The sequence below is a fragment of the Pseudoduganella sp. genome (genome assembly GCF_041914865.1).
Taxonomy (GTDB): Bacteria; Pseudomonadota; Gammaproteobacteria; order Burkholderiales; family Burkholderiaceae_D; genus Rugamonas.
Genome location: NZ_JAYSCO010000052.1, coordinates 1 through 16,109, shown reverse-complemented (window position 1 = coordinate 16,109; position 16,109 = coordinate 1). Strand labels below are relative to the sequence as shown.

The window sequence follows — 16,109 nt, the reverse complement described above, 5'->3', positions numbered from 1 at the left end:
CCTGCTTCACGCCTTCTCGTTGAACAGCAAGGACAGCTGCGCGCTATCCTGGCTGCCGCAGCTGCGCTTCAACTGCTCGGGCGACAGCGTGCGGTCAAACGACACCTGTCTGGGCGCTCCCTTGAAGGGCAACGTGAACGTGGACGCATCGTCGTAATAGACCAGGATCTGCGGCAGCGGCTTGCCGTCGTCGTCCTGCAGGTTGAAAACCTCCAGTTCAACCTTGCCCTTGCTCTCATCAAAGCCGGCAACCGCATGGCCTGTCACGCTGAAGCGGCAGGAACCCGCGCGCTGCTCGTACACGTAGTCGAAGGATGGAACGCCTTTGTTGTCCACCTGGTAGCGGCTGACCTGCAGCGAGTGCTCCACCCCGCCGGAGTTCAGCTTGAAGCGCGACCCCGCATCGGCAGCCTGTTTCTCGTTCACCATCCCAACATTCAGCGACAAGTCGCCCGCGCCATCCTTCGACAGAAGGAACCAGTGGCCGTCATGCGCGGCGACGAACAACGGTTCTCCAGCGGCCAACTGCAACGCGTCTTCCCTACCGCTGGACGGGGAAATCCTGCGCAGCTCGCGGGCACTCCCCTTGCCGCCGCAGGGCTGTCGCACAGCGAGCAAGGCATTGCCGTACTCCGCCATCGAATACGTCTTGCAGAATCTTCCCTCATAGCTGGCGGACGCCAGAGGCTTGCCTTCCGGGCTGGTCACCGCCAGCGTTGAAATGCCCTCATCACCGGACAGCGAGTAGGTCACGCCGCGCGGCGAAACCTCCTGCTTCACGTCGCGCGCTTTCTGCTTGAAGGGACGCACACTCCAAACATATCCGCCATTCGGCAGCAGCTGCGAATGCGCGTAATCGTCCACATAATCCGTCTTGCCTAATTTTGAAGGGCTAAAGCCGCCGGCAATATACAAACGCTCGCCAACGAAGCGCGCGCTCGCCGAGCTGTTAAACGCGCCTGTCTTGCGGACGTTCTGCCTGCCCTCAACCAGGTTCCTATCAAGCTGCACGGTGAAGAGGGAATAGTATTCCGCGTCGTTATCCTCGTCCTTGACGTAGCCCGCGACTTGAACGCCGGATGCAAGCGGCGCCAGCGTGTAGGCGAATTTATTCCGTCCAGCGAGGGAAAGTTTTTTGTAGCCGGTTTGCTTACCGTCGGCGCTGAACTGGAGGATGTAAACCAAGGTCTGGTTCAAGGATTGCGCAGCCTGCGTGTTGACGTTGGCCAGCACGTAGACGAATTCACCGTCGAACGCGCATTGCGCCGCAGTCAGGGCCACATAGCCATTCGGCGCAGGGATGTGCTTCTTCCACAGCAGTGCATTGGTCTTGTAATCGACCACCAGCAACTCACCGCTGTTCTGCGCGGCGTCAGGATCAAAGTTATCGCCAACCAGGCAGGCGCGCGCGCCATCCGCTGCAAAGCCGATGTGGGTGGGATCGAATTGTCTGGCCTTGACCTGCAGGTCCAGGGCCTGAGCGTGTGAAAACGAAAGCGCTGTTACAGCTGCTGCGAGGGTGCGGGAAATCTTCATGGTGCGGAAGATTACCATATCAACAAGAGACACTACCGCCCCCAAACGCGCGGTTTCCCGCGTCCTTATCAGGCAAACACCCCGAATTTAGGCACCGACAAAAATCGCTTGCGTTCCGCACTCCTCCCTTCCATAATTAAAAAAACGAATGTTCATTCATTATGGAGACACTGATGCGCCCTGTGATGATTTTTGGCTGTGCCGCTTTGAACGTTGTCCCGCCCCCCCGGCCAATCCACCTCCGCTTCGCCATTCTTGCCGCGCTGGCCGCGATGGCGCAGCCCGCCTCAGCGCAGTCCGCGCCCAGCGTGTCCGGAGACAAAACGGCCGAGGGCAACGAGCCTGTTGAAACAGTCATCATCACGGCACAGCGTCGCCGCGAGCCCGCCAGGGAGGTTCCCTTGACAGCGGACGTGGTCCGCGGCGATGCACTCGAACGGGGCGGTTACCAGTCACTCGGCGACCTCTCCGCCCTGCTCCCCGGCCTGAATTACAACCAGGCGGGCAGCGGCTCGGGCCAGAGCCAGATCACAATGCGGGGAATCACTACCGGCGCCCAGGTTGGCGCTACCGTCAGCATGTACATCGATGACGTGCCGTTCGGCTCCAGTTCGGCCTACGCGGGCGGCGGCTCCAATGCGCTTGACCTCGGCCTGTTCGACCTGCGTGCAGTGGAAGTCTTGCGGGGCCCGCAGGGCACGCTCTACGGCGCGGGCGCGATGGGCGGGCTAATCAAATACGCCGCCATCGAACCCGAACTGGGCACCGCCAGCGCCCAAGTCACGACTGAACTGTCGTCAACCCGAGGGGGCGGCCCAGGCCATGTGGTGCGCGGCGTGGTCAATGCACCGCTGGGCGAGCACGCCGCGCTGCGTGCCACGGCTTACCGTCGCGCCAACCGTGGGTTCATCCGCGACCTCGGACATAGCAACCGGCTGGCCGACGGTTCAGACATCAATGGCGGCCGTATCGCTTTACACTTTGCGCCCAGCGCCGACTGGTCGCTGCGCCTGGCCGCATTCACCCAGCACCAGCAACGCGACGGTTCATCGAGCGAAGATGTCGACCTTGCCACCGGGCAGCCTGCTGTGCGCGGCCGGGCCAAACGCTTGTTCGTGGAAGAGCCCAACGAAGTACGCAACGACCTGGTCTCGCTGTCGCTCAACGCGAAATTCAGTTGGGGGACATTCGACGCCATCACGGGCTGGCAGCGCTCACGCAACGAAGGACGCGCCGACCCGTCGGCCCTGTACAGCGCCTACCTGGCGCCGCTTGGCATCACAGCCGCCGGCTTTGCACTCGACTACAGCTTCTACAACCGCAAGTTGACGCAGGAAATCCGCTTCACCTCGTCGCGCAGCCGCGTCTTTGAATGGCTCGCCGGCGCATTTTTTACCGACGAGGCGGGCTCGAAGAGCCAGATCCTGAATCCGCTCAATGCGGAGCGCCAGCCAATAGCGCCGCTGCTGGCCAACGCCACATTCCCGTCAACCTTCCGCGAAACGGCGCTCTTTGCCACCGGCACCTATTACCTGAACGAACAGGCCGATGCCACGCTGGGCGTGCGGCGCGGGCACAATAGCCAGCGTTTGAACCAGACCTTCAACGGTCTTTTCGCCCCGCCACCATTACCTGGCGCCAGTTCGTCCGAAGACGTAACCACCTGGCTCCTGACCGGCCGCTGGCGCCCGGCCGCGCACCAGGCGCTGTACGCGCGCGCGGCAAGCGGCTACCGTCCCGGCGGCCCTTTGCCAGTCATCGTCAATCCGGTCACTGGCCAGCCCCTGAACAAACCCTTCTTCCGCTCCGACAGCCTTTGGAGCTACGAGCTGGGCTGGAAAGGCGACCTGGTGCCGGGACAGGCGACGACGGAACTGGCACTGTTCAGGATCGACTGGAAGGACATGCAGGCATTCACCTCGAATGCCGGTTTTTCTGGCATCGGTAATGCCGGCAGGGCCCGCTCGCGCGGTCTCGAATGGACGGTACGCGCCCGACCGGGGGCCGGATGGCGGCTGGCGGGCGCGCTCAGCGTCATCCATTCCACCTTGCAGGACGACAGCGCCGATTTGGGCGGCAAGGCAGGCGACCGCCTTCCGGACACCGCAAAATTGTCCACCGCGCTGCAGGCTGACCGCGACTTCCTGCTCGACGAGCGCCCGGCCTATGTAGGCCTGACCCTGCGCCACACCGGCGACCGGGTGAACGCCTTTGCCGCACAACCCGGCGTGCTGCAGTACCGCATGCCCAGCTATGCGACGCTTGACCTGCGCGCCGGCATTGAATTCGCACATGCCAGCCTTGGCTTCTTTGTCCGCAACCTGACCAATGCGCGCGCCCAGACCTCGGCCGATACCGCCTTTAGCCTGGCGGGCGCGCCTGCCCGGGTCAATCTGGCGCCCTCGCGCACCGTCGGCATCCAGCTCAGCGCCACCTATTGACACGGCAAACGGAGAAAACCATGCACGTCGAATCGTTTATTGAAGAGATCTTTTTCAAGGAACCGCTGGCGATAGCAGGCCGCATACTGGTGGGTCAGAACGTCTTGCGGGTCAACCTGCATCACAAGGGGCGCGTGGCGCAGTCCGAGGCAGCCGGGGTGTTCTATCGTGGCGAAAGCGGCCCTGCCATGCGCCAGCAGGTGGATGCTATCGCGCCTCGGCTGGCCGACGACCTGAGCGCCGCCTGGTCCGTCGTGCAGCAGATGCCTGCAGGCGGTGCGCGTAATGCGCTGGACTGGTGCCTGTGGCAGCTCAGCGCAGCCCAGCGCCAGCAGCCATTCTATGGTCCTGCGTTCCTGCCGCGCGTCCTGCCGCAAACGACGATGGTAACGCTGGGCTTCGGCAGTCCAGACGCCATGGCCGATCACGCACGCCGGCACAAGGCGATGAAGTCGCTCAAGCTCAAGCTCGGCGGCACTGCGGACGACGCTGCATGCGTGGCCGCGGTGCGCGCCGCACGCCCCGACGCCCGACTGTTCGTCGACGCGAACGAGGGCTGGACGCTCGACCATCTGGATAACATGTTCGGCCCGCTGCTAGACAGCCAGGTCCAGATGATCGAGCAGCCGCTGCCCGCCGCGAGCGACCACCTGCTCGCCGCAGTGCGCTCGCCCATCCCTTTCGCTGCCGATGAATCGCTCCAGACCCTGGAAGACCTGGAGCGCGTCGCCCAGCTTTACCATGTCGCCAACATTAAACTGGACAAATGCGGCGGTCTCAGCTCCGCACTGACGCTGGCGTTCGAGGCGCGGCGGCGCGGCCTCAAGGTCATGGTTGGCTGCATGGGCGGCCGCTCGTTGGCGCTGCTGCCTGCTTTCATCGCCGCACAATTTGCCGACCTGGTGGATCTCGATGCGCCCCTGCTGATGGCCAGCGACACCAGCCTTCCCGCGCAGTATGCCGACGCGACCATTACATATCCCGAAGCAGCTTTTCACCTGCCCGCCGTCCAGCGGGTTGCTACCGCTTCGCCTTTACCGGTGCGCCATGCAGCGTCGTAACCAGCAGGCGCGCCGCCTTAAGTTTGGCGTCCAGCGCCGTCGGCACGCCGATCAGCATCTGCGCCTGGGCTGCCACCAGCAAGGCCATCAGGGCTTCGCCGATGGCCAGTGCGGTCGCCTTGTCGATGTGCGCATTGAGGCTGCCCAGGCGCACCACCGCATCCAGCAGGGACGAACGGAGCTGGTCGAAATTACGCACCACGATCTCCTGCACCTCGGTATTGCGGCGCGCGATGGCGGCCACTTCGAGCGCGGTCCGCGCCGCCTGGGCTTCCGCGCCAAGGTTGTCCTGCTTGCGCAGGATCGCCTCCACGAGGCCCAGCAGCTCTGGCGCGCCCTTGCATTGGTCGAACGGATTCTGGTCCACCGCCGCTGTCTCGATCAACTGCTTGAGCACCTCGTCCTTGGATTTGAAGTGCACATAGATCGTCCCGACCGACAGGCCTGCCTGCGCCGCGACGTCGCTCATCGACGAGGCCGAGACGCCCTTCTTTTCAAAAATAGTGCGCGCCGCGGTGAGGATTTGCTGCCGCATGGCGGCCATATGGGATTCGTCGCGTTTGGGCATAGGCTCTAAAAAAACGAATGATTATTCTTTTATTTTACTGTGAAAGCACCTGCCATGGAAATGACTGAAATCACCGAAACGAAGTTGAACGACCAGGAACGCATCGACAAGGTGCTCGCTGGGCTGGGGCGCGACGACGCGCCGGGCCTCATCGTCAGCGTGCGGCACCGGGGCAAGACACTGGTGCGCCGCGGCCTGGGGCTTTCAAGCCTGGATTCCGGACTGGTAAATACCCCGGCAACCAAGATGCGAATTGGCTCCACCACCAAGCATTTCGCCTGCGCCCTGGCCCTGCTCCTGCGCGACCAGGGCCTGCTGTCGATCGACGAACCAGTGGCCCGCTGGCTGCCCGAACTGCCTGCCTCGCAAGGCCGCCGCACATTGCGTGAGTTCATGAGCCACACCGGCGGCACCCGCGATTATCTCGACCTCTCGCTTATTTCCAATGGCCTGGCCATCCTGCCGGAAGACGGCGCTTACGGTTATCAATGCCGCCAGGAGGACGAGAACTTCGCGCCCGGGACGCGCTTCATCTATAACAATGGCGGCTACCGGATGCTGTCGCTCATCATCGAGCGCGTGCTTGGCATGCCGCTTGCCCAGGCTCTGAGCCAGCACCTGTTCGCCCCCCTGTCGATGCACGACACCTCGCTCTGGTCCAACGACCTCGACCCTCTGCCCGGAAGTGCCATGACCCACATGGGCCACCCGTCCGGGCGCTTCACCAAATCCCTGTTCCCGGCAGTGATCCTGGGCGAAGGCGGGATCGCATCGACGCTGGACGACATGCAGCGCTGGCTCACGCACCTGCGCGCGCCAACGCTCTGGCCGCAATCCCTGTCGGAGGAACTGATGGCGCCCACCATCCTCGCCAACGGCCACGTGCAGACTTACGGATTTGGCTTGATCCAGGAGCAGTGGCGCGGCGTACGGCTGATACACCATGCAGGCGGAGTTGTCGGGGGAAGCTGCCAGATGCTGGCCGCGCCGGACCACGACCTGCAGATCATCGTGATGAGCAACCGGTCCGATATCGGCGCGCCGGACATCGCCCAGAACCTGCTGGCCGCACTGCTCGAACCGGAACTGTCCGCGCCTGAGGTGCCGGCGCCGGGCCACCTGGCCGCCAGCCTGGCCGGCGATTACGTATGCAGGACCAGCGGCCGCCACTTCCGCATCGAGGGACGCGACGAGCGCCTGTTCCTGCACATGTTCGGCATGCCGCTGCCGCTTCTGGAAGGCGCGGACGGCAGCCTGCGCGTGAACCTGCTGGCGGTGATCGCGCTCGATGTCCACCCCGTCACCAATGCGCAGGGCCAGGTAGTTGCGCTCGATGTGATCGAGCAGGGCGAGCGCTTGCATTGCGAGCGCCTGGCCGGGAAAGCGGATGCGAGCGCGGTGCTTTCGCAGTTTCTCGGCCATTGGTACAGCCATGAGTTGGGTGCCGACCTTACGATCGAGCCGGGCGACCCAGCCGTGTTGAAGGTTTCCGGCCTATATGGCCGCAACCGGTATCGGGTAGAGCCGCTGCTGGACGATATGTGCCAGTTCACCTGCCTCGACCCCGCGTTGCCGCTCAACGGCACCTTGCGGCTTGCGCCTCCAGTGGACGGCGCGCGCACCCTCGTGCTGGACACTTCGCGCACCCGCAACCTGCGCCTGCGGGAAGTCCTCAGCCATGAATAACGCCAACCACCAGGCACCCGTGCTGCGGCACGGCGTGGTCGCCGGCTTCGGGTCCGGCGCGCTCGGGGTATCGCTCGGCGCCGGCGTCATTCCGCTGCTGTTCCTGTTCTACCTGACGGAGTTCGCCAAGGTGCCGCCGGCGGTGGCCGGCATCCTGCTGGCGCTACCCAAGCTCACAGACCTGGTGCTCGATCCTGTGATTGGCCGCCGTACCGACCAGTGGGCGCGCCGCTCGGGCAGCCGCAGCCACCTGATCGCCATCGGCACTGTGGCGTTGCCGATCGTACTGGTCCTGCTGTTCGTCCCCATGAGCGGGCTGCCACTGCCGCTGCGGGTGTGCGTGCTCGGCATCCTGCTGATTATCCAGGCTGTCCTGCTGACGGTGTTTGCGGTCGCCCACACGGCGATCGTCAGCGACCTGGCCGATGATACGACGGGCCGCACGCGGCTGATGTCGGCTCGCGCGCTTGGCCAGACCATCGCGGGACTGGCGGTATCGGTCGCTGCGCCGCAACTGGCATCCGCTTTCCACACTTATGAGGGAGGCTACCTGGGTATGGCTGCGGTGCTTGCGGTAGCCGCGTTCATGGCCTGCGCCTTGTGCCTCGTCATGGTGCGGCGTGTGCCCATGCGCGCTGGCGCGACGACCGAGCGCGCGCAGCCGCTGCTGCCGGCCCTGCGCGCGACGCTGCGCAACCGCGCCTTTTACTGCATCGTGGCCATCCTGATCCTGCTGGGCGCAAGTACCACCGCCCTGTTCAGCGCCTTGCCGTTTGCAAACAAGCACCTGCTGCATGGCGCTCCCGAACAATTGTCCATCCTGCTGACGCCAGTGTTCCTGGCACTGCTCGTGGGCGTGACTGTTGCGCCCTGGCTGACTGCCCGCTTGCGCACCCAGACACTGCTTGGTGCGGCGCTGATCCTGGCGCTGGCTGGAGTAATCTGGTTTACCAGCGGACCGCGGGTGCATGCGTCCCTTGTCGCCGGCGGCATCGTGTTCGGCTTCGCTGTCGGCGTGCTGACGGTGCTGATTTCCACGCTGGCAATCGAAGCCGCCACCAGGATGCAGGGCGCGGGCGAGAGCCTCGGCCTTTATCTCGGCATCCTGTTCTCCGCCGAGAAGCTCGGCCAATCGCTGGGCGGGATTGTGATGGGCTTTGGCCTGGACTGGGTCGGCCGCCTTGATGCGCCCTTGGCTGCCGCCAATTCGGCGGCGCTCGGCCGCCTGGCATGGCTGTACACAGGCGTACCCACCGCCGCACTCCTCGCAGCCATTCTGGTGCTGTTCCCGCTCGCCACACGCCTCCACAAGGATGCCTCCTAATGAAGATCTTCGTTTCCGGCCTCGCTACCGAGACCAATACTTTTTCCGACTTTCCCACCACCCTTGCATCCTTCGAAGAGCTGGGCGTCGTGCGCGGGCCGGTGGCAGCGGGCGACCTGAATATCTGCGGGCCGGTGGCCGAGCATTGGCGCCAGCTGGCGCGGCAGCATGGCGACGAGATTGTCGAGGGCCTGTACGCCATCGCCCAACCCGCAGGTCCGGTGCAGGCTTCGGTCTACGTCGCGCTGCGCGACGAGCTGTTGGCTGCACTGGCTGCAGCAGGACCCGTTGACATGGTGCTCCTGACGCTGCACGGGGCCATGGTCGCCGAGGGCATCGATGATTGCGAGGGCGACCTGCTGCGGCACGTGCGAGCGCATGTCGGTGCGGATTGCATCGTGGGCGCCATCCTGGACCCGCATTGCCATCTGAGCGCCGCGATGACAGAACATGCGAATGCCCTGATCCTGATGCGCGAATACCCGCACACCGACTTTATAGCGCGCGCTGCGGAGCTGTATGCGCTGTGCCGCCGGGCCGCGTTGCGCCAGGTGCGCCCGGTGACGGCCGTGGTGGATTGCCATATGGTCGGCTTCTACCCGACCACCGGGCAACCGATGCGGGCCATCGTGGACGCGCTATCCACGGCCGAGCAGGAGCCGGGCATTCTTTCGGCCAGCATTGTCCACGGCTTCCCATGGGCCGATGTGGAGCAAGCCGGCACCAAAGCCCTGGTCATCGCCGATGGCGCCCCCGATCGTGCCGCAGCGGTGGCGCATCAACTGGCGCGCCGCATGTACCGTGCCCGCTACGACCTGCTGCCAGCGCTGGAGAGCGTGGACGACATCCTGCTTGCGCCACTCGACGGCCCGCTCCCGATCATCGTCGCCGATGCGGGCGACAATCCGGGCGGGGGCGCACCATGCGACCACACCGGACTGCTCGCTGCACTGGTTGCGCGCCCGGAATTGCGCAGCGCCTTCGGCATGCTGTGGGACCCGGCCGCCGTGGCCCAATGCCGCGTTGCTGGGGCAGGTGCCCGCGTCATGCTGCGCGTGGGCGGTAAAGCGGGTCCTTCGTCCGGAACGCCGCTCAACCTGGACGTGCAGGTATGCGCAGTGACGGATCATCACACGCAAAGTATAGGGCCGCTCGTCGATCCGCTTGGCGCCGCGGCCTGGGTGCGCTGCGGTGCCACCGACATCGTACTCATTTCCCGCCGCCAGCAAACCTTGTCGCCCACGGCTTTCACGAACCTGGGCGTTCCTTTGCACGAGGCGGTAGTGATCGGCGTCAAATCCAGCCACCACTATTACGCCGAGTTTTCCCGCCTTTCAAGCCACTGCCGCATCGTCGAAACCGGGGCCGCGCTATCGATGGATTTTGCGCACTTGCCATACCGGCGCCGTGGCCGCCACTACTTCCCAGCCGTTGACAACCCCGCCCCGGAGCTTGCATGAGTGAACACATGAACGGCGCCAGCCCCCACCCTCTCCCCCGAACCCGGGAGGCTGCCCTTGCGCTGGATCACGACGATCCGCTGGCCCGCAGCCGCTCCCTGTTCGAACTGCCGGCCGGCCTTATCTACCTCGATGGGAATTCCCTTGGCGCGCTGCCGCGCGCGACAACCGCGCGCCTGCAGCAAATGGCCTGCGCCGAATGGGGCCGGCACCTGGTCGGCGCGTGGAATGATGCTGGCTGGGTCAACCTGCCGCACCGGATCGCGGACAAGATCTGCCAGCTGGTCGGCGCGCAACCGGGCGAGCTGGTGGTGACCGATTCCACTTCCATCAACACGTACAAGGTGCTGCACGCGGCCCTTGGCCTGGCGCGCCGCGACCGCCCCCGCCAGCGCGTCATCATCTCCGAACGCGACAACTTCCCCACGGACCTTTACATCGCGCATGCCGTGGCGGAGGCGCATGGCTGCGTGCTCGTCCTGGCCGAGGCACCCGAACAGATACCGGACCTTCTGGAGCGCGGCGACGCCGCCGTACTGCTGCTTACCCACGTCAACTACCGCACCGGGCGCATGCACGACATGGCTGCGCTGAACCGCCTGGCGCAACGCCATCAGACGTTTACGGTGTGGGACCTGGCGCATTCCGCCGGGGCCGTCCCCGTCGACCTGAATGGCAGTGGCAGCGACTTCGCCGTCGGCTGCGGCTACAAGTACCTCAATGGCGGACCGGGCGCGCCAGCCTTCGTTTGGGTGCATGCGCGCCTGGCCGACAGATGCCACCAACCGCTGCCCGGGTGGTTCGGCCACATGGACCCGTTCGCGTTCAGCCCCGCGTACCAGCCGGCGGCGGGCAGCCGTCGCTTCCTGTGCGGAACGCCACCGTTGCTCAGCATGGCCGCCCTCGAATGTGGCGTCGACACCTTGCTGGCTGCGGGGGACTTCACGGCTTTGCGCCAAAAATCGATCGCCTTGACCAGCCTGTTCATCGATGAAGTGGAGCGCCGCTGTGCCGGGCATGGGCTCACGCTGGTGACGCCGCGCGACCCGGCAGCGCGCGGCAGCCAGGTGTGCTTCTCCCATCCGGAAGGCGGCTATCCGATCATGCAGGCTTTGATCGCGCGGGGCGTCGTCGGAGATTTCCGGGCGCCCGGTATCCTGCGCTTTGGCTTCGCGCCGCTGTACACGCGCTACACCGACGCGTGGGATGCCGCAGCCGAACTGGCAGACGTCCTGGCGACAAACGCCTGGCGTGATGCGCGCTACGCGCGCCGGGGAGCCGTCACATGAAACTCGATTTTTCGCAAGACATGAGTTACGGCGACTACCTCCACCTCGACCAGGTGCTCGCGGCGCAGCACCCGCTGTCGGCAGATCGCAATGAGCCGCTCTTCATCATCCAGCACCAGGTAAGCGAACTGTGGATGAAGCTCATGCTGCACGAACTGCAGGATGCGGCAGCGAGCCTGGCAGCCGATGCATGCCAGCCCGCCCTGAAGATGCTCGCCCGCGTGTCGCGCATTATGGCCCAGCTGGTGCACGCGTGGGATGTACTGTCCACGCTCACGCCCGCCGAGTACAGCGTGATCCGGCCGTCGTTGTCCAACAGTTCCGGCTTTCAGAGCTGGCAGTACCGGTGCATCGAATTCCGGCTAGGGAACAAGAATCCCTTGATGCGCCAGCCGCATGCGCACCACGCGGCGCGTCTGGCTGCGGTGGACGCCGCCCTGCGCGCGCCATCGTTGTACGACGTGGCCCTGGCATGCATGGCGCGCCGTGGCCTCGCCGTGCCCGACTCGCACCTGGAACGCGACTGGACTGCGCCGTATGCCGCCAGCGCGGCGGTGGAAGCAGCCTGGCTGGAGGTCTACCGTAGTCCGGAACAATACTGGGACTTGTATCAGCTGGCCGAGAAGCTGGTCGACCTTGAGGAAGCATTCCGGCTGTGGCGCTTCCGGCACGTATGCACGGTCGAACGCGTGATCGGCTTCAAAGGCGGCACTGGCGGCACTTCCGGCGCGTCCTATTTGCGCAAGGCCCTCGATATCGTACTTTTTCCTGAACTGTGGAGCGTGCGTAATGCCCTTTGAGCGCGCACAACCTTTTCCTCACACTGAACCATGACCCTTCCCTTTTCCAAGACCCGCCGCGCCGGCGACCTGCTGCTCCTGTCCGGAGAACTGCCCCTCCTTCCCGACGGGAGCATTCCGCCGGGGATCGCAGAGCAAACCGCGCTCACACTTCAGCGCATCAGCGCCACACTGGAGGCGGCCGGTCTCACGCTGGCAGATGTGGTGCACGCAACCGTCCACTTGGTACACGCGCAGGATTTCGCTGAATTCAACCGTGCCTACCTTGAGCACATGCCTGCGCCATTCCCAGCCCGAACCACAGTCGTAGCGGCGCTCGTGGTGCCGGGCGCCCTGATTGAAATCAGCGCCGTTGCGGCCATCCCGGACAAATGAAGAAGCAAGAGATTTTGGTGCTGGGCGCAGGGATGGTCGGCACCAGCATCGCGCTCGAACTGTCCCTGCGCGGGCACGACGTGACCCTGGTCGACCGCCGCATGCCGGGCCAGGAAACGTCTTTTGGCAACGCCGGCGTGATCCAGCGCGAGGCCGTGGAGCCCTACCCGATGCCGCGCGCGATTGGCTTCCTGTGCCAGGTGCTGCTGCGGCGCGAAGCCAGCGTCAACTACCACCTGCGAGCCATGCTGGAATCAAGTCCGCAACTGTGGCGGTACTGGCGCGCATCCGCGCCGGCGCGCCACCAGCGCATATCCCGGCACTACACAGCCCTGATTTCCCACGCCACTGAAACGCACGCGCGGCTGATCGAAGTGGCGCAGGCCGCGGCCCTGATCCGCAAGACCGGCATACGCATGCTGTACCGCAGTGCAGCGGTGTTTGAGGCGGCATGCCTTGACGCCGAGCGCATTCAGCGCACTCATGGCATCGGCTACCTGGCCCTGGATAGCACCGCGCTGGAACGGGCCGAGCCTGGCTTCCGGATACGCCTGCCCGGTGCACTGCATTGGCCCGATTCCTGGAGCGCATCCGATCCTGGCGCCCTGGTGGAGCACTATTTCCAGGCGTTCCAGCGACTGGGCGGCCGCTTCGTCATGGGCGACGCTCATAGCTTGCGCCCCGTAAGCAGTGGTTGGGGCATTGAAAGCGCTGACGGTCCGCTGCAGGCGCCCCAGGTGGTCATTGCCCTCGGCCCGTGGGCCGGGCAGCTGACAACTAGGCTCGGCTATCGCCTGCCCCTGTTCGTCAAGCGCGGCTACCATCGCCACTATGTCGGTGGCGGCACAGTAAGCGTTCCCACGCTGGACGCAGAGCGCGGATACGTCATGTCACCCCAGAGTCGCGGCCTGCGGATTACCACGGGAGCCGAAATCGCCCGCATGCAGGACCGGCCTACTCCTACCCAGCTCACGCATGCGGAGCAGGAAGCGGATAAGTTACTGGGACTCGGTGCGCCGCTCGAGGAAGTACCTTGGGTGGGCGCCCGGCCCTGTGTGGCAGATATGCTTCCCGTGATTGGGCCGGCGCCGCGTCATCGCGGCATATGGTTCAACTTTGGTCACGGGCACCAAGGCTTCACGCTGGGACCGGCCAGTGCGCGCCTGCTAGCGGACCTGATGGAAAGCGCCACGCCGTTTGTCCCGCCAGAAGCGTACTCACCGGCCCGTTTTGTTTGATCGGAACTCACTGGGCAAACCCGCCGGCATTACTTTGCTTTGACGGACTTGTAGTACACCGTCCGGCGCGGCATCGCGTCACCGTCGGCTCCTGAAGCTCCTTGATCCGGCACTCATACTGCTGGCGCACATCGAGTGGTTTGACCCGTAAGGCGTTCTCTCACTCGGTCGTTACCAGATTGAGCAAAGTTATCATATAATTAATATTGCACTGCGCAACTGATCTTTCAGGAGGTGGGAATTGTTCTTAAAACTCGTGGGAGCATTAATGGTGGGTCTTGTGTGCGGCGTGGCCGCCACCGTCCTGTTCTTGCTATTGTCCAATACTGGCGGCTGGATTGGGTTGGACTACGCCGTTAGGACGGGTATCGCAACCGCAGTCGTTGCCTTCATCGCCTGCTTTGCCTGGTTCATGCTCCGCCGGCCATCCAGCCCCTAAGCCGGACTAGCGTTCTCCAGATGTAAAAAAGCCGCTCTGATAAGCGGCTTTTCCATTCCCGTGGGCTACCAATCGAATGACAGCGCCAGGGACGACTAGCGAAATTTGGTAGGCCCTCGCGGAGTCGAACCGCGCACCAAAGGATTATGAGTCCTCTGCTCTAACCAAGCATGAGCTAAGGGCCCTGAGAACCCGGCAGGATAGGGCCAGCGGCCCCATCCGTCAAGTTTAGTTACCTTCCAGGAAACTCTTGAGCTTGTCGGAGCGCGATGGGTGGCGCAGTTTGCGCAATGCCTTGGCTTCGATCTGGCGGATACGCTCGCGCGTCACGTCGAACTGTTTGCCGACCTCTTCCAGCGTGTGGTCGGTCGACATTTCGATACCGAATCGCATGCGCAGCACCTTCGCTTCGCGCGGGGTGAGCGAGTCCAGCACATCCTTCACCACGCCGCGCATCGAGGCATGCAGCGCCGCGTCCGAAGGCGCCAGCGTGTTGTTGTCCTCGATGAAGTCGCCCAGATGGGAATCGTCGTCGTCACCGATCGGCGTTTCCATCGAGATCGGCTCTTTCGCGATCTTCATGATCTTGCGGATCTTATCCTCTGGCATTTCCATCTTGATCGCCAGGGTGGCCGGATCCGGCTCGGCACCGGTCTCCTGCAGGATCTGGCGCGAGATCCGGTTCATCTTGTTGATCGTTTCGATCATGTGCACCGGAATACGGATGGTGCGCGCCTGGTCGGCGATGGAACGGGTGATCGCCTGGCGGATCCACCACGTTGCGTACGTGGAGAATTTGTAGCCGCGGCGGTACTCGAACTTGTCCACCGCCTTCATCAGGCCGATGTTGCCTTCCTGGATCAGGTCCAGGAACTGCAGGCCGCGGTTGGTGTACTTCTTCGCGATCGAGATCACCAGGCGCAGGTTGGCCTCGGTCATTTCACGCTTGGCCTTGCGCGCCTTCATTTCACCGGCCGCCATCTGGCGGTTGATGTTGCGCAGGTCCGGCAGCGGCAGCACGACGCGCGCTTGCAGGTCGATCAGTCGCTGCTGCAGTTCCTTGATGGTCGGGATGTTGCGGCCCAGGATCGCGCTGTACGCGTGACCGGCAGCCACTTCGCCATCGACCCATTCCAGGTTGGTTTCATTGCCCGGGAAGACCTTGATGAAGTGGGCGCGCGGCATGCCGCACTTGTTCACGGCCACGTCGAGGATCTGCTTCTCGATATGGCGCACTTCATCGACCTGGCCGCGCAGGGTGTCGCACAGCTTCTCCACCACTTTGGCGGTGAAGCGGATGCCCAGCAGCTCGGCCGAAATGGCTTCCTGCGCCTTCAGGTAGGCTTTCGAGTTGTAGCCGTCCTTCTCGAACGCCTTGCGCATGCGCTCGAACTGGTTGGCGATGGAGTCGAATTTTTCGAGGGAGGCCTGCTTCATCGCTTCCAGCTGCTCGGCGGTGTAGCCGGCGGCGGCGCTGGCGCTAGGCGCTTCTTCCTCTTCCTCTTCGTCCTCTTCCTCCTCGTCCTCGTCTTCCTCCTCCTCATCGGAGGCGGCTGGCGCGGCTGCGGCGGCTTCTTCTTCCTCGTCTACCAGGCCGTCGACGATTTCGTCGATCTTGATTTCATCCAGGCGGATGCGCTCGGAAGTGGCCAGGATTTCGGCGATGGTGACCGGGCAGGCGGAAATCGCCTGGATCATGTCGCGCAGGCCGTCTTCGATGCGCTTGGCGATTTCGATCTCGCCCTCGCGGGTCAGCAGCTCGACCGAGCCCATTTCGCGCATGTACATGCGCACCGGGTCAGTGGTGCGGCCGAAGTCGGAATCAACGGTGGACAGCGCGGCTTCGGCGGCGGCTTCCGCCTCGTCGTCGCTGGTGACAGTGGCGACGTTAT

Annotated in this window: 12 protein-coding genes and 1 tRNA gene; 9 read left to right on the top strand and 4 right to left on the bottom strand. The window is 64.1% G+C overall.

Annotated features, from left to right (window positions below; all coding sequences use genetic code 11):
• Positions 1 to 6 precede the first annotated feature (6 nt).
• Positions 7 to 1,536, bottom strand: a complete 1,530-nt coding sequence (locus tag ACE3TQ_RS20400) for a hypothetical protein (protein WP_374584412.1) — start codon at positions 1,534 to 1,536, stop codon at positions 7 to 9.
• A 173-nt stretch (positions 1,537 to 1,709) separates the two neighbouring features.
• Between ACE3TQ_RS20400 and ACE3TQ_RS20395 the strand changes: the two genes are divergently transcribed.
• Together ACE3TQ_RS20395 and ACE3TQ_RS20390 are read left to right on the top strand one after the other, a co-directional pair.
• Entirely contained in the window at positions 1,710 to 3,977 is a 2,268-nt protein-coding gene (locus tag ACE3TQ_RS20395) for a TonB-dependent receptor (protein ID WP_374584410.1), read from the top strand.
• Between the two features lie 20 nt (positions 3,978 to 3,997).
• Complete coding sequence (locus ACE3TQ_RS20390; protein WP_374584408.1) at positions 3,998 to 5,038, top strand: enolase C-terminal domain-like protein; 1,041 nt, start codon at positions 3,998 to 4,000, stop codon at positions 5,036 to 5,038.
• Here ACE3TQ_RS20390 and ACE3TQ_RS20385 read toward each other — a convergent pair.
• Positions 4,998 to 5,606, bottom strand: coding sequence for a TetR/AcrR family transcriptional regulator (locus tag ACE3TQ_RS20385; protein WP_374584406.1), 609 nt, complete (start codon positions 5,604 to 5,606; stop codon positions 4,998 to 5,000). The genes ACE3TQ_RS20390 and ACE3TQ_RS20385 overlap by 41 nt on opposite strands.
• Before the next feature lie 54 nt (positions 5,607 to 5,660).
• On the opposite strand from ACE3TQ_RS20385, the gene ACE3TQ_RS20380 reads away from it, so the two are divergent.
• The 7 genes from ACE3TQ_RS20380 to ACE3TQ_RS20350 are packed head-to-tail and all read left to right on the top strand — an operon-like array spanning position 5,661 to position 13,778.
• Positions 5,661 to 7,292, top strand: a complete 1,632-nt coding sequence (locus tag ACE3TQ_RS20380; RefSeq protein ID WP_374584404.1) for a serine hydrolase domain-containing protein — start codon at positions 5,661 to 5,663, stop codon at positions 7,290 to 7,292.
• On the top strand, positions 7,285 to 8,616 hold the full coding sequence (locus ACE3TQ_RS20375; protein WP_374584402.1) for an MFS transporter: 1,332 nt from the start codon (positions 7,285 to 7,287) through the stop codon (positions 8,614 to 8,616). Before ACE3TQ_RS20380 ends, ACE3TQ_RS20375 begins: the two co-directional genes overlap by 8 nt.
• Entirely contained in the window at positions 8,616 to 10,076 is a 1,461-nt protein-coding gene (locus ACE3TQ_RS20370) for a M81 family metallopeptidase (RefSeq protein WP_374584400.1), read from the top strand. The genes ACE3TQ_RS20375 and ACE3TQ_RS20370 overlap by 1 nt, the downstream gene beginning before the upstream one ends.
• The gene (gene kynU / locus ACE3TQ_RS20365) at positions 10,073 to 11,365 is read left to right on the top strand and encodes a kynureninase (protein ID WP_374584398.1); all 1,293 of its coding nucleotides are present in this window, start codon (positions 10,073 to 10,075) and stop codon (positions 11,363 to 11,365) included. The genes ACE3TQ_RS20370 and kynU overlap by 4 nt, the downstream gene beginning before the upstream one ends.
• On the top strand, positions 11,362 to 12,165 hold the full coding sequence (kynA, locus tag ACE3TQ_RS20360; RefSeq protein ID WP_374584396.1) for a tryptophan 2,3-dioxygenase: 804 nt from the start codon (positions 11,362 to 11,364) through the stop codon (positions 12,163 to 12,165). Before kynU ends, kynA begins: the two co-directional genes overlap by 4 nt.
• A 30-nt stretch (positions 12,166 to 12,195) precedes the next feature.
• Positions 12,196 to 12,540: a RidA family protein gene (locus ACE3TQ_RS20355; RefSeq protein ID WP_374584394.1), complete on the top strand. Its 345-nt coding sequence runs from the start codon at positions 12,196 to 12,198 to the stop codon at positions 12,538 to 12,540.
• Entirely contained in the window at positions 12,537 to 13,778 is a 1,242-nt protein-coding gene (locus tag ACE3TQ_RS20350) for an NAD(P)/FAD-dependent oxidoreductase (RefSeq protein ID WP_374584392.1), read from the top strand. Before ACE3TQ_RS20355 ends, ACE3TQ_RS20350 begins: the two co-directional genes overlap by 4 nt.
• A gap of 545 nt (positions 13,779 to 14,323) precedes the next feature.
• Here ACE3TQ_RS20350 and ACE3TQ_RS20345 read toward each other — a convergent pair.
• Together ACE3TQ_RS20345 and rpoD are read right to left on the bottom strand one after the other, a co-directional pair.
• Positions 14,324 to 14,402 (bottom strand) — tRNA-Ile (locus ACE3TQ_RS20345).
• Positions 14,403 to 14,445: 43 nt separating this feature from the next.
• On the bottom strand, positions 14,446 to 16,109 hold a 1,664-nt coding region (gene rpoD, locus ACE3TQ_RS20340), incomplete at its 5' end, for an RNA polymerase sigma factor RpoD (RefSeq protein WP_374584390.1).

What these genes read in the sequence shown, in the direction of transcription:
- ACE3TQ_RS20400 (WP_374584412.1), bottom strand. Translation starts at nt 1,536, where the DNA reads ATGAAGATTTCCCGCACCCTCGCAGCAGCTGTAACAGCGCTTTCGTTT.
- ACE3TQ_RS20395 (WP_374584410.1), top strand. Translation starts at nt 1,710, where the DNA reads ATGCGCCCTGTGATGATTTTTGGCTGTGCCGCTTTGAACGTTGTCCCG.
- ACE3TQ_RS20390 (WP_374584408.1), top strand. Translation starts at nt 3,998, where the DNA reads ATGCACGTCGAATCGTTTATTGAAGAGATCTTTTTCAAGGAACCGCTG.
- ACE3TQ_RS20385 (WP_374584406.1), bottom strand. Translation starts at nt 5,606, where the DNA reads ATGCCCAAACGCGACGAATCCCATATGGCCGCCATGCGGCAGCAAATC.
- ACE3TQ_RS20380 (WP_374584404.1), top strand. Translation starts at nt 5,661, where the DNA reads ATGGAAATGACTGAAATCACCGAAACGAAGTTGAACGACCAGGAACGC.
- ACE3TQ_RS20375 (WP_374584402.1), top strand. Translation starts at nt 7,285, where the DNA reads ATGAATAACGCCAACCACCAGGCACCCGTGCTGCGGCACGGCGTGGTC.
- ACE3TQ_RS20370 (WP_374584400.1), top strand. Translation starts at nt 8,616, where the DNA reads ATGAAGATCTTCGTTTCCGGCCTCGCTACCGAGACCAATACTTTTTCC.
- kynU (WP_374584398.1), top strand. Translation starts at nt 10,073, where the DNA reads ATGAGTGAACACATGAACGGCGCCAGCCCCCACCCTCTCCCCCGAACC.
- kynA (WP_374584396.1), top strand. Translation starts at nt 11,362, where the DNA reads ATGAAACTCGATTTTTCGCAAGACATGAGTTACGGCGACTACCTCCAC.
- ACE3TQ_RS20355 (WP_374584394.1), top strand. Translation starts at nt 12,196, where the DNA reads ATGACCCTTCCCTTTTCCAAGACCCGCCGCGCCGGCGACCTGCTGCTC.
- ACE3TQ_RS20350 (WP_374584392.1), top strand. Translation starts at nt 12,537, where the DNA reads ATGAAGAAGCAAGAGATTTTGGTGCTGGGCGCAGGGATGGTCGGCACC.